This is a genomic window from Janthinobacterium rivuli (assembly GCF_009208735.1).
Taxonomy (GTDB): domain Bacteria; phylum Pseudomonadota; class Gammaproteobacteria; order Burkholderiales; family Burkholderiaceae_D; genus Janthinobacterium.
In genome coordinates, this window is record NZ_WFLJ01000003.1 from 238,889 (window position 1) to 260,817 (window position 21,929).

Genomic DNA, 21,929 nt, shown 5'->3' on the forward strand with positions numbered 1-21,929 from the left:
TTGCATTAATATTGACGAATGAAAATCTTATGCCGCGCAGCTACTTCTGGACCATGTTGTTCCTGATCCTGCATCAAATCGACGCCGCCTACTGCAAAGAGTGGGAGATGTTTCAGTTTCCTGGCGGCGTCCAGGGTTTCCTGGCGTTTAATCTGGCGGCCATTTCGCTGGTGCTGGTCGGTTACCGGCACGTGCTGCTGAACACCACGCAGGCGCCGTGGTATGCGGCAGTGTGCGCCGCGCTGGGCGTGGGCACCTTCCTGATCCACGCCGGCTTCGCGCTGGCGGGACAGGAACAGTTCCACTTGCCGCTGTCCGTGGCCATCATCGCGCTGTGCCTGGCATGCGCCGCCTGGCTGCTGCGCGACTTGCGCCGGGTCAGGGGCCAGCTGGCGCGCCAGGCAACATGATTACACCTCGGCGTGCCAGTCGCCCGACTTGCCGCCATGCTTTTCCAGCACGCGCACGTTCGTCATGACCATGCCGCGGTCGACGGCCTTGCACATGTCATAAATTGTCAGCAAGCCGATTTGCACGGACGTGAGCGCTTCCATTTCCACGCCCGTCTTGCCCGTCGTGTCGACCTGGGCGCGGCAGTGCACGCTGTTGGCCGCTTCGTCCACTTCGAAGTCGACGGTGACGCGCGTCAGGGCCAGCGGGTGGCACAGGGGGATCAGGTCGCTGGTGCGCTTGGCGCCCATGATGGCGGCGATGCGGGCGATGCCCAGCACGTCGCCCTTTTTCGCATTGCCGGAAATGATCAAGGCCAGGGTGGCGGGCTGCATGCGGATGGTGCCGGTGGCCACGGCGCTGCGGCGCGTGTCTTCCTTGCTGCCCACGTCCACCATGTGGGCCTGGCCCGTGGCGTCGAAATGGGTCAGTTCCCCGGCGGGGGCTTGCTTGTCTGCTGTTGTCATGGCGTCAAAATAGGTGAGGAGTGGGGGGCGCGGCATGCCGGGTCACGCCGTCATGCCACTGGCATGGTGCATGCTTGTTGCGTGGGAATGGGCGCCGCTAACAAGGTATGATAGCACCCGTGAATTCAAAAACTCCCCTTCCGATCGTCCTTGAAAACGCCGCTGCGCCATGGCGGCGCGGCGCCCGGCGCGCAGCCATGCTCGCTGCCTTGTCGCTGGCGGCGCCGTTTGCGCTGGCGCAAACCTATACGTCCGCGCCAGCGGCGCCGGCCGCCAGTGCGGTGGCCAAGCAGGGAAGCAGCTGGACGCCGCCGGCCGTGCCGCCGGCGCCGAATCTGCCTAACCTGGGCGATACCTCGCGCGAAGACCTGTCGCCGGCGATGGAGCGCAAGATCGGCGAGGAAATCATGCGCGGCATCCGCGGCGACCGCGATTACCTCGACGACGCGCCCTTGCTGGAATACCTGAATACCTTCGGCAACGCCCTCGTGGCGGCGCGACCCAGCGTGCGCGGCGAAACGAATTACGACTATTTTTTCTTCGCCGTGCGCGATCCCCAGTTGAACGCGTTTGCCTTGCCTGGCGGCTTTATCGGCGTGCACTCGGCCCTGGTGCTGGCGGCGCAAACGGAGGCGGAACTGGCGTCCGTGCTGTCGCACGAGATCGGCCACGTGGCGCAGCGCCATATCGCGCGCATGCTGGGCCAGCAGCGCCAGGACGCCCTGATGCCGCTGGCCGCCATGCTGCTGGCGGCGCTCGCGTCGCGCGCGGGCGGTGACGTGGCCATGGGCGTGTTTGCCGCCGGCCAGGGCCTGGCCATCCAGCGCCAGCTCAATTTCGGCCGCGACGCCGAACGCGAGGCGGACCGCATCGGCTTCCAGATCATGGGCGAAGCCGGTTTCGATACCACCGGCATGGTGGCCTTCTTCGGCCGCATGCAGGCGGCCAGCCGTTCGTACAGCGACCTGATGCCCGCCTACTTGCAGACGCACCCGCTGACGACGGAACGCATCGCCGACATCCAGGCGCGCATTCGCGAGCAGCCGTACAAGCAGCGTGCCGACAGCCTGAGTTTCCACCTGGCCCGGGCCCGCGCCCGCGTGCTGCAGGATGAAAGCGTGCAAGGCTTGCTGAATGCCAAGGCTGTCTTCACGACGCAGCTGGAACAGCAAAGCCGCTTCCAGGTGGTGGCTGCCCATTACGGCTTGTCCTTTGTTGCCGTCAAGCAGGGCAAGCCGCTGGATGCGCAAAAGGAACTCGATGCGGCCAATGCGGCCCTGCATCAGCCGGCCGCGCCGAATGTGCTGACCTCGGGCGGCACGCAGGCCCCCAATTCCCTGCTGGCGGCGATGGGGCTGGAAGTGCTGCTGATGCCGTCGCAGAAGAAGGAAGTGGCGCAACAGGCTTTGAAGGCGGCCGACGCGGCGCGCCAGCAGTTTCCCCTCTCGCGCGGCATTGCCCATCAGTATGCGGAAGCGCTGATGGCGGCCGGCAAGCTGGAACAATCGACCTTGTACCTGCGCGAACAGGTGCAGCTCTACAAGGAAGAACCGGAACTGTACGATTTACTGGCGAAAGCGTATGCGGATCAGGGCAAGATGACCTTGCAGCACATGGCCCTGGCCGAATCCTACGTGCTGCAGGGCGCCACCATGGCCGCGCTGGACCAGCTGACGATCGCCCGCAAATCGACGGACGCGACCTTTTATGACCAGGCCGTGATCGATGCGCGCGAGCGGGAATTGCAGGAAAAGCGCCGCGAACAGATCAAGGACCAGAAGGGCTAAGCCTTATTCGGCTTGCGGCATCGGCTGGAAGCCGAAGGTCTGCGGCACGGCAGCGTAGCGCAGCGGCTGCACGGCAATCTCCTTGCCGTCATGCAATAGCATCAATTTGCCCTGCCCATTTTCCAGCCACGCCAGCAAGGCGTCGTCGCCGGCCTGCTGGCCGTCCACGCGCAGCGACGCCAGCACCTGCGCCATGTCACGGTCATCGACCTGCGCGATGATGTCGCCCTGGCGCAGGATCAGCGCGCCGTTGTCGCACAGCCAGGCGGCATCGATGGCCGCCAGCGGCGTACCCGTCTGCAAGACAAACCCGTGCTGCGGGTCGCTGCGGGCGATGTACGGCGTCGCTTCCAGATTCACATACACGCGCTGCGGGCCATTCTGGAAAAACCAGCAACCGCGTTCATCCTGGGCGTAATTGCGGTGGATAAAGTTCAACAGGGCCGTGTGGGCGATCTTGTCGCCGGGCAGTTGTTGCTGTTGCGCCTGCTGGTCGCGCATGCGCCAGTGGCCGCGCGCGTCCAGGCCCAGCCAGCCGTAGCAGTGGGGCACGTTCGGCCATTTGGCCAGGGCCTGCTTGACGAGTTCATCCATGTGGTGCGTTTTCCGTGTGCGTTTGCGAACTGCCAGCGTGACAGGTTTGCGGCGCCGGTGGCGCCGTGTTGCCGCCTTCAAAAAAATGCATCAGCCGTTGCGGCAGCCAGCGCGTGCTTCCCGGCAACTTGCCTGCGGCGAAGCCGACGTGGCCGCCGTGGCGCGGATAGTCGAGCGTGACCGGCGGCGCGGCGCTGCGCGGCAAGAAGCGCCCGGGCAGGAAGGGGTCATTTTGCGCATTCAGCACCAGGGTCGGCACGGTGATGTCCGGCAAGACGTGCTTGGCGCTGGCGCGGTGCCAGTAATCGTCGGCGTCGCGATAGCCGTGCAGTGGTGCCGTGACGACATTGTCGAAGGCGTGCAAGTCGCGCGCGGCCAGCATGGCCTCGCGCGCGAACAGGCCGGGAAACTGTTCCAGCTTGGCCAGGCATTTCGGTTTCAAGGTGTTCAGGAACATGCGCGTGTAGAAACGGTTGGCGCCGGACGACAGGGCCTTGCCCCCTTGCGCCAGGTCCAGCGGCGCGGACACGGCCGCGGCCGCATCGATGAAATCGGCCTGGTGCTGCGACTGGCCCAGCCAGCACAGCAGTGCATTGCCGCCCAAGGAGACGCCGGCCGCGTACAATTTTCCCGTCGCGCGCCGACGCAGGCGCTGCACGATCCAGTCCACTTCCTGCGCATCGCCGGAATGGTAAAAACGCGGCGCCAGGTTGGCTTCGCCCGAGCAGCCGCGAAAATGGGGCACGGCGCCCGACCAGCCGCGCGCCGCCACTTCGCTCATCAGGGCGCGCGCGTAGTGACTGCTGGATGAGCCTTCCAAGCCGTGGAACAGCACCACGAAGGGCTGGCCCGGCTGGCCGTCGACCAGGTCGACGTCGACGAAGTCGCCATCGGGCGCCTGCCAGCGTTCGCGGCGGAAGGCCACGGCCGGCTTGGCGAGGCACACGGCCGGATAAATCGTCTGCGCGTGGCCGCCAGGCAGCCAGAGCGGGGCGGTGTAGGACAGTGACAAAGACATCAGTGCAGAATCTGCGCCCCGGTGGCGTCGGCCGGCGCGCCGCCCGGGGCGATGGACGCGTGGTGCAGCACGATGCGCCAGCCGCGCGGCGTTTTCACGTACACGTTCGTGGCCAGCAGGTGCGCCGGGCCGCCTTCTTCCTGGGTGACGCCTTCGATCACCGTGTGCACGGAGCTCATCAGGTTGTGCGTCTCATGCAGCTGTGCCGGCACGATGTGCAGGCCGCCGCCCGCCAGGATGGTTTCCCACGAGGCGCGGATGGCGGCATGGCCGATCAGGCGCGCGCCGCCCGGGTGGATGCAGACGATCTCTTCATCGTCGGCCCACAGCGCCATCAGCGCCTCGAGGTCGGCGCGGTGCAAGGCATCGTAGAACGCCGCTTCGACTTCGGCGGCGCTGCCATTGAGTTCTTTCAGACGTTTCATGACGACTCCGGCTTGAGCGGTATAGATGACAGGTGCAAATGAAAACGGCGCGCTGGAGGCGCGCCGCTGGGCAGTTTAATGATGGCCGGCGCTGGCGCCTTCCTTCAGGGTGTAGGCCGTGCCGCAATACGGGCACTTGGCGATACCGTCCTTGTTGAATTCCAGGAACACGCGCGGATGCGACGACCACAGCGGCATGGCCGGGTTAGGGCAGTGGGCTGGCAAGTCTTTACTGTCGAGTTCGACCGCTGGCTGGGTGGTTTTTGTCATCTTGTCATGCTCCGTGAGGCTGTATGGAAGGAAGTCGGCGGCTGCCAAAAGCACGATTTTAACGGATTCAGGCAGACAGCAAAAATCATGGCTAAAATGGCGGCTCGATCATCTTCGGCTGCGGCGCGGATTTTTGCGCAAATATGGCAGCTGCAGCGCCACACTGACTGGATTTGCCTTGCCGGTATCATCGTTGCCGCCCTTGTCGTCTTGCACCATTGTTGTGCAGTTACCACACTCAGCCTGCCGGGGGCTCGCATGAACACCCGCGTGAACGCCGTCCCGGCCGCCAAGGACGACGCCCTGCTGAAGGATGCCTGGCGCGCCGGCCTGAACCTCGGCGCGCCCACCCTGCTGGGCATCGCCGCCTGGGGCATGGTGGTGGGCGTGGCCATGGTGAAAAGCGGCCTGACGGTGGCGCAGGCGGGGGCCATGACCCTGTTCGTCTTTGCCGGATCGGCCCAGCTCGCTTCCTTGCCCCTGCTGGCCGCGCATGCGCCCGTGTGGGTGATCTTCGCCACGGCCCTCGTCGTCAATTTGCGGTTTGTTATCTTTTCCGTGCTGCTGGCCCCCCATTTCGCCCATCTGCCGTGGCGCCAGCGCTTTGCGCTCGGCTATGTGGCGGGCGACATCACCGTGGGCCTGTTCCTGCAGCGTTACCCGCACGAAACGCCGGACCCGGCCAAGCTGCCTTTCCTGAAAGGCTTGATTTACCCCAACTGGCTGGCCTGGCAAATCGGTTCCTTCATCGGCATCGTGCTGGGCGCCGTCGTGCCCGCCGAATGGGGACTGGGTTTTGCCGGCACCCTGGCGATCCTGTGCGTGACGGTGCCGCTGATCCTCAGCCGCGCGGCCCTGTGCGGCGTGCTGGTGGCGGGCACGGTGGCCGTGCTGGCCTACGGCCTGCCCTATAAACTGGGCTTGCTGGTGGCCGTTCTGGTGGGCATGGTCAGCGCCATGGCCGTGGAAGAATTGACAGAGAAATGGACAAAACGCCATGTTTGACGGCATAGACTGGGGCAGGGCCGACGTGTGGATCGCCATCGCCGTGCTGGTGGTGGCGACAGCGGCCACGCGCAGCACCTTCTGGCTGGTCGGCCACCACATCACCATTCCGCGCCGCGTGGGCGAGATGCTGCGCTATGCGCCGGCCTGCGCGCTGGCGGCCATCATCGCGCCCGACATGCTGATGGAAGGGCAGCAGGTGCACTTCGGATTATCGAATTTGAAACTCTTGTCCGGGATTGCCGCCACGCTCTTTTTCGTGATTCGCCGCAATATGTTGCAAACCATTGTGTTCGGCATGCTGGTTTTCACGGGCTTGCGACTGTTGCACGTTTTTCAGTAAAGCAGGACAAATCGGGGATTTGCTCTGGTCATTGCGGTAAAATAGCGCACTTCCTTCCACTCGTCATCTGGATCGCCATGTCAGCTGTTCTCAACTTCATCCGTCTGCAAGATTTGATCGCCCAAAATGCACTGCAAGGCAAGCGCGTGTTTATTCGCGCCGACCTGAACGTCCCGCAAGATGACAGTGGCAAGATCACCGAAGATACGCGCATCCGCGCCTCGGTGCCGGCCATCCGCGCCGCGCTCGACGCCGGCGCCGCCGTCATGGTGACGTCGCACCTGGGCCGTCCTACGGAAGGCGAGTTCAAGCCGGCCGACAGCTTGGCGCCCGTGGCAGCCCGCCTGTCCGAGCTGCTGGGCCAGGAAGTTGCATTGAAACAAAACTGGGTCGACGGCGCCGGCCTGGAATCCCTGGCTGCCGGCCAGGTCGTCCTGCTGGAAAACGTGCGCGTCAACAAGGGCGAAAAGAAAAACAGCGATGAGCTGGCGCAAAAAATGGCGAAATTGTGCGATATCTACGTCAATGACGCGTTCGGCACGGCCCACCGCGCCGAAGCATCCACGCACGGCATCGCCAAGTTCGCCCCCGTCGCCTGCGCCGGCCCGCTGCTGGCCGCCGAGCTCGATGCGTTGGGCAAGGCGCTGCATGCGCCAGCCCGTCCGTTGCTGGCGATCGTTGCCGGCTCGAAAGTGTCGAGCAAGCTGACCATCCTGAAAGCCCTGTCCGACAAGGTGGATAACCTGATCGTCGGCGGCGGCATCGCCAACACCTTCATGAAGGCCGTCGGCTTGAATGTCGGCAAGTCGCTGGTGGAAGCGGAACTCGTCGAGGAAGCGAAAGCCATCATCGACATCATGGCCAAGCGCGGCGCGCAAGTGCCGATTCCCGTCGACGTCGTGTGCGCCAAGGAATTCTCGCCAACGGCCGCCGCCACCGTCAAGGACGTGGCCGACGTGGCGGACGACGACATGATCCTCGATATCGGCCCGAAAACGGCTGCACTGCTGGCGCAGCAGATCGCCGTCGCCGGCACCATCGTGTGGAACGGCCCTGTCGGCGTGTTCGAATTCGACCAGTTCGGCAACGGCACCAAGACCCTGGCCCTGGCCATTGCCGATTCGACAGCATTCTCGATCGCCGGCGGTGGCGACACCCTGGCGGCGATTGCCAAATACGACATTACCGATAAAATCAGCTATATCTCGACCGGTGGCGGCGCCTTCCTGGAGTTCCTGGAAGGCAAGACCCTGCCGGCCGTGGAAATCCTGATGCAACGCGCCGCTTAAGGCGTTACTGTCAGCAGTTCAGTACCAAGCGCAGCCTGACCGCTGCGCTTTTACCTTGCCGGGCGGTTCAGCCGCCGGGTCTTGCTCACCTTCGCTCGCGCACAAGGACTCCTATGCCACGCGGTACAAAAATCGTAGCAACAATCGGCCCCGCCTCCACCGACTTCGCTATCCTGGTGAAGATGATACGTGCGGGCGTCGACGTGGTGCGTTTGAATTTTTCCCACGGCAAGGCGCAAGACCATATCGACCGCGCGGCGCTGGTGCGCCTGGCGGCGGCCGAGTGCGGCCGCGAAGTGGCCATCATGGCCGACATGCAAGGGCCGAAGATTCGCGTCGGCAAGTTTGAAAACACGCGCATCGAGCTTGAAGCGGGCGCGCGCTTCATCCTCGACGCCAAGTGGGGCGAAAACGGCGAACTGGGTAACCAGGAGCGGGTCGGCCTCGACTACAAGGCCCTGCCGCGCGACCTGCACAAGGGCGACGTGCTGCTGCTGAACGATGGCCTCATCGTGCTGATCGTCGAGCGCATCCAAGGCAGCGAAATCCACACCACCGTCAAGATCGGCGGCGAGTTGTCGAACAACAAGGGCATCAACCGCCAGGGCGGCGGCCTGTCCGCGCCCGCGTTGACGGCCAAGGATATGGAAGATATCAAGACGGCCATGAGTTTCCAGGCCGACTATCTGGCCATTTCCTTCCCGAAATGCGCGACCGACATGGAAATGGCGCGCCAGCTGGCCAATATCGCCGGCGAACCGTATCACCACAAGCCGATGATGATCGCCAAGATCGAGCGCGCGGAAGCCATTCCTGCCCTGCAAGAGATTCTTGACGCGTCCGACGGCATCATGGTGGCGCGCGGCGATCTGGCCGTCGAGGTGGGCAATGCGGCCGTGCCGGCCTTGCAAAAGCGCATGATCAAGATGGCGCGCGCGTCGAACAAGCTGGCCATCACGGCCACGCAGATGATGGAATCGATGATCGTCAACGCCGTGCCGACCCGCGCGGAAGTGTCCGACGTGGCCAATGCCGTGCTCGATGGTACGGATGCCGTCATGACGTCGGCCGAGACGGCCTCGGGCAAGTATCCGATCGAGACGGTGGAAATGATGGCCGCCATCTGCGTGGAAGCGGAACAGTCCGAATACAACAAGCTCGATGCCGATTTCCTCAACGTCACATTCACCCGCATCGACCAGTCGATCGCGTATGGCGCCCTGTTCACGGCCCATCACCTGCGCGTCAAAGCCATCGTGGCGCTGACGGAATCCGGTTCCACCGCCTTGTGGATGAGCCGCCACAGTATCGACACGCCGATTTACGCGCTCACGCCCAGTGTGACGACTTTGCGCAAAGCCGCGCTGTACCGCAATGTTCGGGCGTATCATCTGATGCAGAACGCCCCCAGCGCGCAAGTGCTGAAGCAGGCGGAAGACCTGCTGGTCGAACAGGGCATCGTCCGCAAGGGCGACATGATCGTCGTCACCTGGGGCGAGCCGATGGGCCAGGTGGGCGGCACGAATGCATTGAAAATTGTCAAAGTCGGCGATCTGGAATCCGTGCTGATTTGATGTAACTCATTCAGGTGCCGGCGCGGCAGTTGGCCGCGCGGCGCCGCAACAGTTTCTATTGTTCTCTGGAGTATTACCATGTCTCTCGTATCCATGCGTCAACTGCTGGACCATGCCGCCGAAAACGGTTATGGCATTCCTGCTTTCAACGTCAACAACCTGGAGCAAGTGCAAGCCATCATGGCTGCCGCCGATGCGCTGAACAGCCCGGTGATCATGCAAGCGTCCGCTGGCGCGCGCAAGTACGCCGGTGAAGCGTTCCTGCGCCACCTGATCGACGCCGCCGTCGAAGCGTATCCGCACATCCCCGTCGTCATGCACCAGGATCACGGCCAGTCGCCGGCCGTCTGCATGGCCGCCATCCGCTCGGGTTTCACTTCCGTGATGATGGACGGTTCGCTGGAAGCGGACGGCAAGTCGGTCGCCTCCTACGAATACAACGTGGAAGTGTCGCGTGAAGTGGTGAAATTCTCGCACGCCATCGGCGTGACCGTGGAAGCGGAACTGGGCGTGCTCGGTTCGCTGGAAACCATGAAGGGCGACAAGGAAGACGGCCACGGCGCCGACGGCACCATGACCCGCGAGCAATTGCTGACGGACGTGGCGCAAGCGGCCGACTTCGTGCAGCGCACCCAGTGCGACGCCCTGGCGATCGCCATCGGCACCTCGCACGGCGCCTACAAGTTCACGCGCAAGCCGACGGGCGACATCCTGGCCATCGACCGCATCAAGGAAATCCACGCGCGCATCCCGAACACCCACCTGGTGATGCACGGTTCCTCGTCGGTACCGCAGGAATTGCTGGCCATCATCCGCGAATTCGGCGGCGACATGAAGGAAACCTACGGCGTGCCAGTCGAGGAAATCCAGGAAGGCATCCGTCACGGCGTGCGCAAGATCAACATCGACACGGACATCCGCCTGGCGATGACGGCCGCGATCCGCAAGTATCTGTTTGAAAATCCATCGAAATTCGACCCGCGCGACTTCCTGAAGCCAGCCCGTACCGCCGCCGAGCAAATCGTGCGCGCGCGCATGCAAGCCTTCGGCTGCGAAGGCCAGGCGTCGAAGATCAAGGTCATCACGATGGAAAAAATGGCCGAGCGCTACAAGGCCGGCGAGCTGTCGCAAATTGTGAAGTAAAATTCTGTCTGGAACGGGCCGGAAGCCGTATCTCCGTGCCCGATTTTCTCGACCGGCGGGCGCTTTCCCTGCCTGCCGGTTTCGTATCATCCAACTATTCCCCCGCTATGAACAGCCTCTATCAGACTTCCATCCACTCCCTGCCATTGCTGGGCCACGGCAAGGTCCGCGACAACTACGCCGTTGGCGACGACAAGATCCTGATCGTCACCACGGACCGCCTGTCGGCCTTCGATGTCGTCATGAACGAGCCTATCCCCGGCAAGGGCAAGGTGCTCAACCAGATGAGCGACTTCTGGTTCGAGAAACTGGGCCACATCGTGCCGAACCACCTGACCGGCGTGGCGCCGGAATCCGTGGTGGCGCCCGAGGAAGTCGAGCAAGTCAAGGGCCGCGCCGTCGTGGCCAAGCGCTTGAAACCGATCATGGTCGAGGCAGTCGTGCGCGGCTACATCATCGGTTCGGGCTGGAAAGATTATCAGGACACGGGCAGCATCTGCGGCATCAAGCTGCCAGCCGGCCTGCAACAGGCGGAAAAACTGCCGGAGCCGATCTTCACCCCGGCGGCCAAGGCCGAGCTGGGCGAGCATGATGAAAACATCAGCTTTGCTGAAATGGAACAGCGTATCGGCGCCGACCTGGCAGCCAAGATGCGCGACGTCGCCATTGCCCTGTACAAGACGGCCGCCGAATACGCGGCCACGCGCGGCATCATCATCGCCGACACCAAGTTCGAATTCGGCCTGGACGACAATGGCGTGATGCACCTGATGGATGAAGTGCTGACGGCCGACTCGTCGCGCTTCTGGCCCGCCGATTCCTACCAGCCAGGCATCTCGCCGCCGTCGTTCGATAAGCAATTCGTGCGCGACTACCTGGAAACGCTGACCTGGGGCAAGACCGCCCCGGCGCCTGCGCTGCCGGCCGACGTCATCGAAAAAACCCAGGCCAAGTACTTTGAAGCCATCGAGCGCCTGACGGGCGAGAAGCTGAAGGCCTGAGATGACTGAGCAGAATAAGCCGCTGGTCGGCGTCATCATGGGGTCGTCCTCGGACTGGGACGTGATGCAGAATGCGGTTGCCATCTTGAAACAGTTTGGCGTGCCGTACGAAGCGCAAGTCATTTCCGCGCACCGCATGCCCGACGAGATGTATGCGTACGCGAAAAGCGCGCGCGCGCGTGGCTTGCGCGCCATCATCGCCGGCGCCGGTGGCGCGGCCCACCTGCCTGGCATGGTGGCGGCGATGACCATCGTGCCCGTGCTGGGCGTGCCCGTGCCGTCGAAATACCTGCGCGGCGAAGATTCCATGCTGTCCATCCTGCAAATGCCCAAGGGCGTGCCGGTGGCCACCTTCGCCATCGGCGAAGCGGGCGCGGCGAATGCGGCGCTGACGGCGGTGGCGATGCTTGCCGCCAACGACGACGCCCTGGCCGACAAGCTCGAAGCCTTCCGCGCCACGCAAACGGCCGCCGCCAAGGCCATGGTCTTGCCTGAATAATGTGTTTGAAAAATAATGAATAGTAAATCGACTTCCCCATTGCTGCCCGCCGCCAACCCACCGGCATGGCTGGGCGTGATGGGCGGCGGCCAGCTCGGCCGCATGTTTGCCCAGGCCGCCCAGAGCATGGGCTACCAGGTTGCAGTTCTTGAACCTGTGCTGGAGCCGGCCGCTACTTGCCCTGCGGGGCAGGTGGCGCAGCGCCTGATCAACGCCGGCTACAGCGATGCGGCCGGCCTCGACGCGCTGGCGGCGCAATGCCTGGCCGTCACCACGGAATTCGAGAACGTGCCGGCCGACAGCCTGTCGCGCCTGGCCGAACGCGTGTTCGTGGCGCCGAATGCCCACGGCGTATCGGTGGCGCAAGACCGCATCGCGGAAAAGCGTTTCTTTGTCGACTGTGCCAGCAAATCCGGCGTGCTGCCGGCGCCGCACATGGTCATCGCCACGCAGGCTGATATTGGCGCCATTGGCGACGACTTGCTGCCGGGCATCCTGAAAACCGTGCGCATGGGCTATGACGGCAAGGGCCAGTTCCGCGTGCGCACGCGCGACGACGTGCGCGCCGCCTTCGCGGAAATGGGACAAGTAACTTGCCTGTTGGAAAAGATGCTGCCGCTGGCGTATGAAGTGTCCGTGCTCACGGCGCGCGGCGTGGATGGCGCATCGGTCGTGTATCCGATCGCCGAAAACGTGCACCGCGACGGCGTCTTGTTTACCACCACGGTGCCGGGCCCGAACGTGTCGGACGACTGCGCCGCCAGGGCGCAGCGGGCGGCGCAAGCCATGGTCGCCGAGCTCGGCTATGTCGGCGTGCTGTGCATCGAATTTTTCGTGCTGGCCGACGGCAGCCTGGTGGTCAACGAGATGGCGCCGCGTCCACACAACAGCGGCCATTACACGATGGATGCCTGCGTCACCAGCCAGTTCGCGCAGCAGGTACGGGCCATGGCGCGTCTGCCGCTGGGCGACGTGCGCCAGCATTCGCCGGCCGTGATGCTCAACATCCTCGGTGACGCCTGGTTCGCCGGCGACAGCGATGTCGCCAGCGAACCGGCGTGGGACCAGGTGCTGGCGCTGCCGGGCGCTTGCCTGCACCTGTATGGCAAGGATGATCCGCGCCGTGGCCGCAAGATGGGCCACCTGACCTTCATCGCGGCAACGTTGCCGCAGGCGCAGCAGCGCTTGCGCGACGCTTGCCTGATCCTGGGAATCGCACCGTGAGCGTGCAGGCACACGACTTGGCGGCGGCCGCCGCCGTGCTGGAAGCGGGCGGCCTCGTCGCTTTCCCGACAGAAACGGTGTATGGCCTGGGCGCCGATGCGGAAAACCCAGCCGCCGTGGCGCGCATCTACGAAGCCAAGGGCCGTCCCTCGGACCACCCCGTGATCGTGCACGTGGCGCCCGGCGCCGACTTGGCGCACTGGTCCGACGATATCCCCGCGGAAGCGCGGCAACTGGTGGCCGCCTTCTGGCCCGGTCCGCTGACCCTGATCGTCAAGCGCGCCGCGCATATTCCCGACGCCGTGTCCGGCGGCCAGGACACGGTGGGCTTGCGCTGCCCGTCGCATCCGGTGGCTATCGAACTGCTACGCACCTTCAAGGGCGGCAAGGGCGGCCTGGCGGCGCCGTCGGCGAACAAATTCGGCAATGTCAGCCCCACCACGGCGCAGCACGTGCGCGATGAATTCGCGGCGGAACTCGCGAGCGGCTTGCTGGGCCTGGTTCTCGATGGCGGGCAGAGCGACGTCGGCATCGAGTCGACCATCGTCGACCTGTCGCGCCTGGCCACGCACGGTCCCGTGCTGTTGCGTCCCGGCCATATCAGCAGCGAGCAGATCGCCGCCGTCATCGGTCGCGCGCCAGCCGTGGCGGACGCGGCCGCGCCGCGCGCCTCGGGCACGCTGGAATCGCATTACGCGCCACATACGCCTGTTGCGATGCAGCACAGCGACGACGTGGCCGCCACCTTGAACCGCCTGCTCAACGACGGGCGCCGCGTGGCCCTGATTCACTATTCGGACCTGCCGCCGGCCAGCGCCAGCGTACGCCTGGCGGCCAGCCCGGAAAATTACGCACATGCGCTGTATGCCTCGCTGCGCACGATGGACCAGGTCGGCGCCGAGCTGATCCTCGTCGAAGCACCGCCCACCGGCCCCGCGTGGCTGGGCGTCAACGACCGTCTGCGGCGTGCCGCCTTCGGCTCAAGTGGTATCTTGCAGCAATTTCTGTCCGCATCATAAAAGCCCCGCAAGGGGCTTTTTCTTGATGCAGCGCAATAGCGATGCTTGCCACGAAACATCTTAAATCCTCCATAATTCAGCGGATCGCCCGGTCGTGACGGGGCGCTGGCGGTGTTGTTATTTCGTTGATTTTTAAAACATATTTTCTATACAAGCCTGAGGAACGATGGCATATTAGTTGGGTAGCGAATAGCACGCCCGTTCGTTTAGAAACCAGAAAAAAGACCGAGGAGACAAAATGCATCAAACAAAATTCGCGCTGGCCGTGCTGGCAGCGGCTGTCCTGGCAGGTTGCGGCGGCGCCAGTGGCGGTGATCAAACCTTGAAAGTCAAATACACGGCGCAGGTGTCGTTCGGCGACAGCCTGTCCGATGTCGGTTCGTATGCCGTCGCCGGCGTGGCGGCGAAAGGTGGTGGCAAATTCACCATCAATGGCGACAATACCAAGATCAATCCTGAACTGACGGGCAAGAACTGGACCGAGCACCTGGCCGCCCAATTCGGCCTGGCCGCGCCATGCGCCGCCGAAACGGGCCTGGAAGGCAGCATTCCCTCCCTGCAGGCTCCGCGCGTCAAGCATCCCGGCTGCTTCGGCTACGCCATGGGCGGTTCGCGCGTGACCAACCCCGTCGGACCGAACAACAAATTGGCAGGAGGTACGCTGGGCGCCCTGACCGTGCCCGTGGTGACGCAGATCGCGAACCACCTGGCCGTTTCCGGCGGCAAGTTCAGCGGCACGGAAGCCGTCTTCGTGATGGCGGGCGGCAATGACGTACTGTTCCTGCTGGGTGATTTGCAAGCGAAGGCGACTGCCGCCGGCAAGACGGCAGGCGCGACCGCTGGGGCGCAGGCTTTCGCCACCAATCTGACCATGGCCCTGGCGGCCGGCGCCACCAATCCTACCACGGCAGCGGCTGCCATCGGCGCCGCCGTCAAGACGGCCAGCGCGGCGCCTGGCGCCACGTCGACATCGATCACGCAGGCCGCCATCGTCGCAGCAGCCGGCGAGCCGCGCAATGACTCCATCAGCTCGCCTACCGTGTATGGCCCGCTGGTCGCCAAGGCGCAAGCCGATGCGACGGTGACGGGCAATGCCGCCGGCGCCAAGGCCGGTGCCGACTACGCCGCAGCAAACGGGCCTGCATTGGTTGGCGCCATGAAACAGGCTGGCACCGAACTGGTGGCGCTGGTGAAGGACCAGATCATCGCCAAGGGCGCCAACTATGTCATCGTCAACAACCTGCCGGACGTGGCCGGTACGCCATCGGGCTTGAGCAAGGATGCCAACACCAAGGCGCTGATCAACGCCATGGTCGGCGCCTTCAATGGCGAATTGAGCGGTGGCTTGAACGGCAATGCGAAAGTCTTGCTGGTCGACGTGTTTGCCGTCAGCCATGACCAGGGCGTCAACCCTGGCCCGTATGGCTTGACCAACGTCAGCGAGACGGCATGCGACCTGAGCGCGCCGGGCAATATCCTGGGCAGCTCGCTGGTCTGCAATGGCACGAACCTGAAAGCGGGCGACGTCAGCCATTACTCGTATGCCGACGATGTGCACCCTACGCCGTTCAACAACTTGTTGCTGGCCCGTTACGTGGCCAAGGACATGGTCGTGCGGGGCTGGCTGTAAGGGATGGCCGCACCGGCCGTGCCTGGGAGGCGCGGCCGGTGCCGGCAGCGACAAGACTCGAAAGCGGAACACTCCGCACATACTGAATCAGGAGACAAGATGAAGAATCGTTTGAATACCGCCGTACGCGTGCTGGCCGCGGCTGCCGCGATGGCCATGGCGACGGGCGCCTCGGCGCAAAGCGCAGGCACCTGGATGGCCAAGGTCGGCCTCAACAAGATCACGCCGCACGTGGACAGTGGCGACATTTCCGCGCCGGCATTGCCGGGCACCAAGGCCGACGTCAAATCGGACACCAAGCCCATCCTGACCTTTGCCTACATGATCACGGACAATATTTCCGCTGAAATGATCCTGGGCGTGCCGTACAAGCATGACCTGATGGGCGATGGTGCCATCAAGGGCACGGGCAAGCTGGGGACAGCGGAAGCCTTGCCGCCGACGGCCTTCATCCAGTACCGTTTCTTCCAGCCCAATGCGATGATCCGCCCTTACGTGGGCGCGGGCTTGACGTATGCCTATTTCCAGAAGGAAAAAGGCTCGGGCCAGATGACGGCCTTGCTGGATCCGGGTGGATCGCCAGTCACCTACCGCCTGGATAACAAGCTGGCAGGCAGCCTGGTGGTTGGCAGCACCCTGGCCTTCAACGAGCGCTGGTTTGCCGACGTGGCCGTGGTCAAGACGTTCCTGAAAACCAAGGCGAAATTCTCGACGGGGCAGACGCAGGACATCAAGCTCGACCCGCTCGCCGTGAGTGTCAGCATCGGGTATAAATTTACCCTGTAAAACAAAAAATCCGCCTCGGCGGATTTTTTTTTCGTCCCGCTCAGGCTGGCGGTGTATTGAACTTTCCATTGTGGAAGATCAAGGGCGGCTGCGCGGCAAACGCGCATTGTTCCACTTCGCCCACGAAAATGACGTGGTCGCCTTCCGGATAGCGGCTGCGGTTGTGGCATTCGAACCAGGCCGACGCGCCTTTCAGGATGGGCTGGCCCGTGCGCGACAGTTCGTATTCCACGTCGTCGAAGGGATTCGGTGTACGGCGTGAAAAGCGCGTGGCCAGTTCCGCCTGGTCGGCGCCCAGCACATTGATGACGTAATGTGAGTTGCCGCTGAAAATGGGCATGCTGTTGGCCACGGAACCGAGGCTCCACAGCACCAGCGGCGGCGACAGCGAGACGGAATTGAAGGAACTGGCCGTCAAGCCACGGAAACTGCCGTCGGCCAGGCGCGTCGTAATCACCGTCACGCCAGTGGCAAATTGCGACAGTGCCTGGCGGAAATGTGTCGTATCGAATTCTTGCGCGGGCGCGCGGGGAGAGCGTGTGTTCATGGGTGACCTGTCTATTTGCTGACATTATGCCAAAAATCGGCCGCGCCAGCGCAATCGTGGCCGGCATGCCCCTTATGTGCGGTGCACCACGCGCCGTTTCAAGCGGCACTGCAGGCCGTGGCGCTTTGCGTTACAGTGATGAAATGACATGTCGCAGAGGCGTTGTGGGAGGACATCATGAATCAACAGACGGAAGTGGCGGTATTCGGCGGTGGCTGTTTCTGGTGCCTCGCTGCCGTGTACGCGCAAGTGCGTGGCGTGACGCGCGTCGAGTCCGGCTACATGGGCGGCAGCGTGCCCGATCCCACCTATGAACAGGTATGCGCGGGCGAGACGGGCCATGCGGAAGTGGTGCGCCTGGAATTTGATCCCGCCGTCATCGCTTACCACGACTTGCTGGAAATCTTTTTTACCTTGCACGACCCCACCACCCTGAACCGGCAAGGCAACGATGTCGGCACGCAATTTCGTTCCGTCATCTTTTACCAGTCGGCCGGGCAGGAAAGCGTGGCGCGCAAGGTAGTGGCCGAGATGGCCGGCGTGTGGGATGCGCCCATCGTCACGCAGCTGGCGCCGGCAAGCACCTTTTATCCGGCCGAGGATTACCACCAGAATTATGTCGAGCAGCATCCCTTGCAGGGCTATTGCGCCCTCGTCGTCGTGCCCAAGGTGGAGAAGTTCCGCGCCATGTATGCGGGCCGCCTGAAGTGAAGGCCGTGCGCGCCAGTCATGGCGTGAGCACGGGCGCCGGCCTGGCATCCTGCGCATACATGTAGTTGCGCGACCACGGCAGGGTGGAAGAGCGACGGCCCGCCTTCACGCAGACGATCTGGTACAGGCTGATCAGATCTTGCTCGAAGGCATAAGCGCAGCCGGCCAGGTAGACGTGCCAGATGCGGAAGCGCCGTTCGCCCGCCAGCGGGCGGATCTGCTCGGCGTGCGCTTCGAAATTTTCCGTCCACAGGGCGCAGGTGCGCGCATAGTGGCGGCGCAGGTTTTCCACGTCCAGCACTTCCAGCCCCCCTTGCTGCATGGTTTTCAGCACATTGCCGATGTGTGCCAGCTCGCCGTGGGGAAACACATATTTTTCGATGAATTCGCCGCCGCCATATGGCGTTTCGCCATTCTCCGGGTCGGTCGAGGTGATGCCGTGGTTCATCGCCATGCCGTCCGGCGCCAGCAGATTGTTGATGATGGCGAAGTAGTCGGGCAAATGTTTCAATCCCACGTGCTCGAACATGCCCACGCTGGTGATGCGGTCGAACTGGCCCGTGACGTCGCGGTAGTCTTGCAGACGGATATCGATCAGGTGCGCCAGGCCGGCCGCCGCCACGCGCTCGCGCGCCAGCGCGTACTGGTTTTCCGACAGGGTCACGCCCACGCAGCGGGCGCCGTATTGTTGCGCGGCACGCATCACGAGCGCGCCCCAGCCGCAGCCGATGTCGAGCAGGGTCTGGCCCGGTCGCAGCTGGATTTTCTTCAGGATATGGTCGATTTTCTTGACTTGCGCCTGCGCCAGGGTTTCATCGCCATGTTCGAAATAGGCGCAGGAATACACGAGGGCGGGGTCGAGAAACTGTTCGTAAAACGCGTTCGACACGTCGTAGTGGTAGCGGATGGCTTCGGCATCCTTGCTCTTGTCGTGCGTAAAGCTGCGCACGATGCGGGCCAGCTTGCCTTCCGGCTTCAAGGTGTTGCGCGCCAGGGCATTGCAGATGGAAATCATGTCCATCGCCGTACCCTTGACCTCGATATTGCCTTCCACATAGGCCGACCCCAGGTTGGCCAGCGACGGGTTCAGCAGGTAGCGGGCCGAGGCGACGGTCGGTAATCGGATGGTGACCCTGGGCGCTTCGCTGGACAGGTCGACGTGCTGGCCATTCCACAATTCTATGCGCAGCGGCAAGGCGGTCTTGCTGCGGATGCTGGCGATCCAGGACTTGAGTTGGTTTTGTACAAACAAAATGGCCTCCAATGCAGCGACCCCGGCTGGAGCCGCAAATTGAGAAACAATGTCATTTAGTAACTTCTACCCTCATAGCCTACACCGATATTGTCCAGCCCGCTTTGCGCTGACGTGCTTATCCTGCTCAGGGTTGCAAGCGCTGCATGGTCCATTGCCCATCAGCACCGCGCGTAAACACGATGCGGTCGTGGAAGCGCGAACGGCGCCCCTGCCAGAATTCGATGCGTTCCGGCTGCAATCGGTAGCCGCCCCAGTGGGCCGGGCGCGGCGGCTGCGCGTCGCCGACGGCGGCGGCCACGGCCTCATAATGGCTTTCCAGCGCGGCACGGTCGGCGATGGGCGCGCTTTGCTGCGAAGCAATTGCCGACAGCCGGCTTTGCAGGGGCCGCACGTTGAAATATTCGTCGCTCTCGGCCGCCGTGGTTTTCACCACCGTGCCTTCGATGCGCACTTGCCGCTCCAGCTCGCGCCAGAAGAACAGCAGGGCGGCGTGCGGGTTGTGCTCGAGCTGCTGGCCCTTGTCGCTGTTGTAATTCGTGTACCAGGTAAAGCCGCGCTCGTCGAACTGCTTGATCAGCACGATGCGCGAGCTGGGCTTGCCGTCGGGACTGACGGTGGACAAGCTCATGGCGTTCGGCTCGCTGACCTGGGCCTTGAGCGCTTCGTCGAACCATTTTTCAAATTGCGCAATCGGGTCGCGCTGCACGTCTTCCTCCGACAAGAGCTTTTGCACATAGTCGACGCGCATCGCGGCCAGGGTGGCGGCATCGTGCACGGGGACGGTGGAAGCGGCTGCGGGGGCTTCTTCCGGCGCGATGCCGCGGCGGCGCTGCATGGCCGTGCCCAGTTGCTCCATCTGCTGCGCGCTGAACAGGCGCTTGGCCATGGGTGCCAGTTGGCCCTCTTCCTTGCTCATGTGGGCCTGGTAGGCGGCGACATAGTCGCGCACGCCATCGGCGGACAGCTGCGTGCCCGTGCCGGCCGCGATGGCGTCCAGTGCCGGGCGCAAGGTCAGCCAGGCCTGGTCCATGCGCTGGTGGTCGGCCAGGATTTCCGGCACGAGGGTGGCCAGCAGGGCGGCATCGTCGCCCGTGGCGGTCGCTTGCAGCATGGGCATCAAGTTCTGCTCTTCATCGTCATGGTGCAAATGGGCCGCTTTATTGAAATATTGCAGCACCGCCTTGGCCGCCTGCTGCGCGTCCGTCGTGTTGCCGTGCTGGGCCAGGTGGCCCAGCAGGTTTTGCAGGGTCGTCAGTTGCTTGCGGATCTTGTCATGGCAATGCTTGAGCACGGCGATGGGCTGGTCAAAGCCGGGAACGGAGTCGAACAGGGGAGAGGTCATGGCGAGTTCTCGTGGTGGACGGTGTGGGGGCGCGGCGACATTGCGGCTTGTCGCTGTGTCAATCCGGCTATTTTAGAATATCCGCCAGCGCAGTGTCCGTTAAAATGGCGCCATGCATACCTCCACCAATGAACTAATTTCCATGGACTTGACCGAGATCGATTTTGAGCGGCGTTTCGGCGGCATTGCCCGCCTGTACGGCGCACCCGCGTTGGCGCGCTTCCGCGCCGCGCATGTGTGTGTGATCGGCGTGGGCGGCGTTGGTTCCTGGATCGTCGAAGCGCTGGCGCGCAGCGCCATCGGCCGCCTGACCCTGATCGACCTCGATAATGTTGCCGAATCGAACATCAATCGCCAGATCCAGGCCATGAGCGACACCATCGGCAAGGCCAAGATCACGGCCCTGGCCGAACGCATCGAATTGATCAACCCGTTTTGCCAGGTCACGCAGATCGAGGATTTCATTACCCCCGATAACCTCGATCAATTGCTGGGCGGGCGCGATTTCGACTATCTGGTCGACGCCATCGACAACGCCAAGGCGAAGGCGGCCGTGATCGCGTATTGCCGCGCGCGCAATGTCCCGATGCTGACCATCGGCAGCGCGGGCGGACAGACGGACCCGACCCTGATCGCCGTGCGCGATTTGTCGAAAACGGAGCAGGAACCGCTGCTCAAGCGCGTACGCAAACTGTTGCGCACTGAATATGGTTTTCCGCGTGGCGTGAAAAACAAGTTCAATGTCGACGCCGTGTTTTCCATGGAACCGTTGAGCACGCCAGAAAGCGCGGAAGCGTGCGCCATCGATGGTACGCCCGCCGGCGTGACGGGCTTGAACTGTGCCGGCTTCGGTTCCAGCGTGGTGGTGACGGCCAGCTTCGGCATGGTGGCCGCCGCGCATGCGCTGAAAAGCTTGCGCCAGGACAAAGTTGCTGAAGTGCCAGTACCAGTGTCAGCGCCAGTGCCGGACGCTGCCTAGATCAGCTTCCTGCTGGCCAGGATGCGGTAGTCGCCGCTGCTCTTGAGTGATTCCACCAGCACCAGTTCGTTCGCCTGCCAGGCGACGGGCGCGCAGTCCTGGTCCGCCGGCGGCGGCGCCTGGCGCGCCAGGGTCACGTGCGGCGTAAAACGGTCGTGCTCGAAGCGGGGCGCCAAGCCCTGTTGGGCCAGCGCCTGCATGCAGGCCGCGCGCAGGTCGAGCAGGGCGGGCGACGGTTGCGCCAGGGCGGCCCAGATCAGCGCCTGCTGCGCAAAGTGGCCGGCGTGATCGAACAGCAAAGGCATGGCGCGCGCCGGTAATTGTTCCAGGAGGTCGCGCAGGGCCGGCAGCTCGCTGGCCGGGCGCTGGCCCAGGAAGGCCAGGGTCAGGTGCAGCTTGTCGGCGCGCACGGGCTTGCCGTCCAGGCGCGCCTGCCAGGCGGCCAGGGCCGCGCGCGTGGCCGCGTCGGGCCACAGGGCGTAAAAGAGACGGGGGCAGTGGGTATCGGGCGACAAGTTTTTCCTATCGTTGCGGCGGTTTGCTATGATTGGCGTTCCCTGCCGACTCGCGC

At 63.6% G+C, this 21,929-nt stretch carries 24 protein-coding genes; 15 read left to right on the forward strand and 9 right to left on the reverse strand.

Annotated features, from left to right (window positions below; all coding sequences use genetic code 11):
- Window positions 1–29 precede the first annotated feature (29 nt).
- Window positions 30–410: a DUF6713 family protein gene (locus GCN78_RS05395; protein ID WP_152250767.1), complete on the forward strand. Its 381-nt coding sequence runs from the start codon at window positions 30–32 to the stop codon at window positions 408–410.
- On the opposite strand, the gene moaC is transcribed toward GCN78_RS05395, so the two are convergent.
- Complete coding sequence (gene moaC, locus GCN78_RS05400) at window positions 411–917, reverse strand: cyclic pyranopterin monophosphate synthase MoaC (RefSeq protein WP_152250768.1); 507 nt, start codon at window positions 915–917, stop codon at window positions 411–413.
- 197 nt (window positions 918–1,114) lie between these two features.
- Between moaC and GCN78_RS05405 the strand changes: the two genes are divergently transcribed.
- On the forward strand, window positions 1,115–2,704 hold the full coding sequence (locus tag GCN78_RS05405) for a beta-barrel assembly-enhancing protease (RefSeq protein WP_152250769.1): 1,590 nt from the start codon (window positions 1,115–1,117) through the stop codon (window positions 2,702–2,704).
- 3 nt (window positions 2,705–2,707) lie between these two features.
- Here GCN78_RS05405 and GCN78_RS05410 read toward each other — a convergent pair whose 3' ends face one another.
- The 4 genes from GCN78_RS05410 to GCN78_RS05425 all read right to left on the reverse strand — a co-directional run bounded on the left by GCN78_RS05410 (window position 2,708) and on the right by GCN78_RS05425 (window position 5,011).
- Window positions 2,708–3,298, reverse strand: coding sequence for a DUF2946 family protein (locus GCN78_RS05410; RefSeq protein WP_152250770.1), 591 nt, complete (start codon window positions 3,296–3,298; stop codon window positions 2,708–2,710).
- The gene (locus GCN78_RS05415) at window positions 3,291–4,316 is read right to left on the reverse strand and encodes a YheT family hydrolase (RefSeq protein WP_152250771.1); all 1,026 of its coding nucleotides are present in this window, start codon (window positions 4,314–4,316) and stop codon (window positions 3,291–3,293) included. Before GCN78_RS05415 ends, GCN78_RS05410 begins: the two co-directional genes overlap by 8 nt.
- Window positions 4,316–4,741 (reverse strand): YybH family protein, encoded by a 426-nt coding sequence (locus GCN78_RS05420; RefSeq protein ID WP_034780622.1) that lies wholly within the window; start codon window positions 4,739–4,741, stop codon window positions 4,316–4,318. Before GCN78_RS05420 ends, GCN78_RS05415 begins: the two co-directional genes overlap by 1 nt.
- Before the next feature lie 75 nt (window positions 4,742–4,816).
- Window positions 4,817–5,011, reverse strand: a complete 195-nt coding sequence (locus GCN78_RS05425) for a zinc-finger domain-containing protein (RefSeq protein ID WP_034780619.1) — start codon at window positions 5,009–5,011, stop codon at window positions 4,817–4,819.
- Window positions 5,012–5,269: 258 nt separating this feature from the next.
- Between GCN78_RS05425 and GCN78_RS05430 the strand changes: the two genes are divergently transcribed.
- The 11 genes from GCN78_RS05430 to GCN78_RS05480 all read left to right on the forward strand — a co-directional run bounded on the left by GCN78_RS05430 (window position 5,270) and on the right by GCN78_RS05480 (window position 16,524).
- Window positions 5,270–6,016, forward strand: coding sequence for an AzlC family ABC transporter permease (locus GCN78_RS05430; RefSeq protein WP_152250772.1), 747 nt, complete (start codon window positions 5,270–5,272; stop codon window positions 6,014–6,016).
- The gene (locus GCN78_RS05435; RefSeq protein ID WP_152250773.1) at window positions 6,009–6,359 is read left to right on the forward strand and encodes an AzlD domain-containing protein; all 351 of its coding nucleotides are present in this window, start codon (window positions 6,009–6,011) and stop codon (window positions 6,357–6,359) included. The genes GCN78_RS05430 and GCN78_RS05435 overlap by 8 nt, the downstream gene beginning before the upstream one ends.
- 77 nt (window positions 6,360–6,436) lie before the next feature.
- Window positions 6,437–7,648, forward strand: coding sequence for a phosphoglycerate kinase (locus tag GCN78_RS05440; protein WP_152250774.1), 1,212 nt, complete (start codon window positions 6,437–6,439; stop codon window positions 7,646–7,648).
- 113 nt (window positions 7,649–7,761) lie between these two features.
- Complete coding sequence (gene pyk / locus GCN78_RS05445; protein ID WP_152250775.1) at window positions 7,762–9,222, forward strand: pyruvate kinase; 1,461 nt, start codon at window positions 7,762–7,764, stop codon at window positions 9,220–9,222.
- Window positions 9,223–9,300: 78 nt separating this feature from the next.
- The gene (gene fba / locus GCN78_RS05450; protein ID WP_010401625.1) at window positions 9,301–10,365 is read left to right on the forward strand and encodes a class II fructose-bisphosphate aldolase; all 1,065 of its coding nucleotides are present in this window, start codon (window positions 9,301–9,303) and stop codon (window positions 10,363–10,365) included.
- A 107-nt stretch (window positions 10,366–10,472) separates the two neighbouring features.
- Window positions 10,473–11,366 carry a phosphoribosylaminoimidazolesuccinocarboxamide synthase gene (locus GCN78_RS05455; protein ID WP_152250776.1) on the forward strand — a complete coding sequence of 298 codons (894 nt, stop codon included), beginning with the start codon at window positions 10,473–10,475 and terminating at the stop codon, window positions 11,364–11,366.
- 1 nt (window position 11,367) lies between these two features.
- A complete protein-coding gene (gene purE / locus GCN78_RS05460; protein ID WP_152250777.1) occupies window positions 11,368–11,865 on the forward strand; it encodes a 5-(carboxyamino)imidazole ribonucleotide mutase in 498 nt (165 codons plus the stop codon).
- A 15-nt stretch (window positions 11,866–11,880) separates the two neighbouring features.
- Window positions 11,881–13,089 (forward strand): 5-(carboxyamino)imidazole ribonucleotide synthase, encoded by a 1,209-nt coding sequence (locus GCN78_RS05465; RefSeq protein ID WP_152250778.1) that lies wholly within the window; start codon window positions 11,881–11,883, stop codon window positions 13,087–13,089.
- Window positions 13,086–14,108, forward strand: coding sequence for an L-threonylcarbamoyladenylate synthase (locus GCN78_RS05470; RefSeq protein WP_152250779.1), 1,023 nt, complete (start codon window positions 13,086–13,088; stop codon window positions 14,106–14,108). The genes GCN78_RS05465 and GCN78_RS05470 overlap by 4 nt, the downstream gene beginning before the upstream one ends.
- 238 nt (window positions 14,109–14,346) lie before the next feature.
- The gene (locus tag GCN78_RS05475) at window positions 14,347–15,738 is read left to right on the forward strand and encodes an SGNH/GDSL hydrolase family protein (RefSeq protein ID WP_152250780.1); all 1,392 of its coding nucleotides are present in this window, start codon (window positions 14,347–14,349) and stop codon (window positions 15,736–15,738) included.
- Between the two features lie 99 nt (window positions 15,739–15,837).
- Window positions 15,838–16,524 (forward strand): OmpW/AlkL family protein, encoded by a 687-nt coding sequence (locus GCN78_RS05480; RefSeq protein WP_193316619.1) that lies wholly within the window; start codon window positions 15,838–15,840, stop codon window positions 16,522–16,524.
- Window positions 16,525–16,564: 40 nt separating this feature from the next.
- Here the strand turns inward: GCN78_RS05480 and GCN78_RS05485 are convergent, their stop codons facing one another.
- Window positions 16,565–17,071, reverse strand: a complete 507-nt coding sequence (locus tag GCN78_RS05485) for a flavin reductase family protein (RefSeq protein ID WP_077408668.1) — start codon at window positions 17,069–17,071, stop codon at window positions 16,565–16,567.
- A gap of 177 nt (window positions 17,072–17,248) precedes the next feature.
- On the opposite strand from GCN78_RS05485, the gene msrA reads away from it, so the two are divergent.
- Complete coding sequence (gene msrA / locus GCN78_RS05490) at window positions 17,249–17,782, forward strand: peptide-methionine (S)-S-oxide reductase MsrA (RefSeq protein WP_152250781.1); 534 nt, start codon at window positions 17,249–17,251, stop codon at window positions 17,780–17,782.
- A 16-nt stretch (window positions 17,783–17,798) separates the two neighbouring features.
- On the opposite strand, the gene GCN78_RS05495 is transcribed toward msrA, so the two are convergent.
- Both GCN78_RS05495 and pdxH read right to left on the reverse strand, forming a co-directional pair.
- Window positions 17,799–19,034, reverse strand: coding sequence for an SAM-dependent methyltransferase (locus tag GCN78_RS05495; protein ID WP_152250782.1), 1,236 nt, complete (start codon window positions 19,032–19,034; stop codon window positions 17,799–17,801).
- Window positions 19,035–19,161: 127 nt separating this feature from the next.
- Window positions 19,162–20,379 (reverse strand): pyridoxamine 5'-phosphate oxidase, encoded by a 1,218-nt coding sequence (gene pdxH, locus GCN78_RS05500; protein ID WP_152250783.1) that lies wholly within the window; start codon window positions 20,377–20,379, stop codon window positions 19,162–19,164.
- Between the two features lie 112 nt (window positions 20,380–20,491).
- Between pdxH and tcdA the strand changes: the two genes are divergently transcribed.
- Complete coding sequence (gene tcdA / locus GCN78_RS05505) at window positions 20,492–21,358, forward strand: tRNA cyclic N6-threonylcarbamoyladenosine(37) synthase TcdA (protein WP_226939481.1); 867 nt, start codon at window positions 20,492–20,494, stop codon at window positions 21,356–21,358.
- Here the strand turns inward: tcdA and thpR are convergent.
- On the reverse strand, window positions 21,355–21,873 hold the full coding sequence (gene thpR, locus GCN78_RS05510) for an RNA 2',3'-cyclic phosphodiesterase (protein ID WP_193316620.1): 519 nt from the start codon (window positions 21,871–21,873) through the stop codon (window positions 21,355–21,357). The genes tcdA and thpR overlap by 4 nt on opposite strands.
- Between the last annotated feature and the right edge of the window lie 56 nt (window positions 21,874–21,929).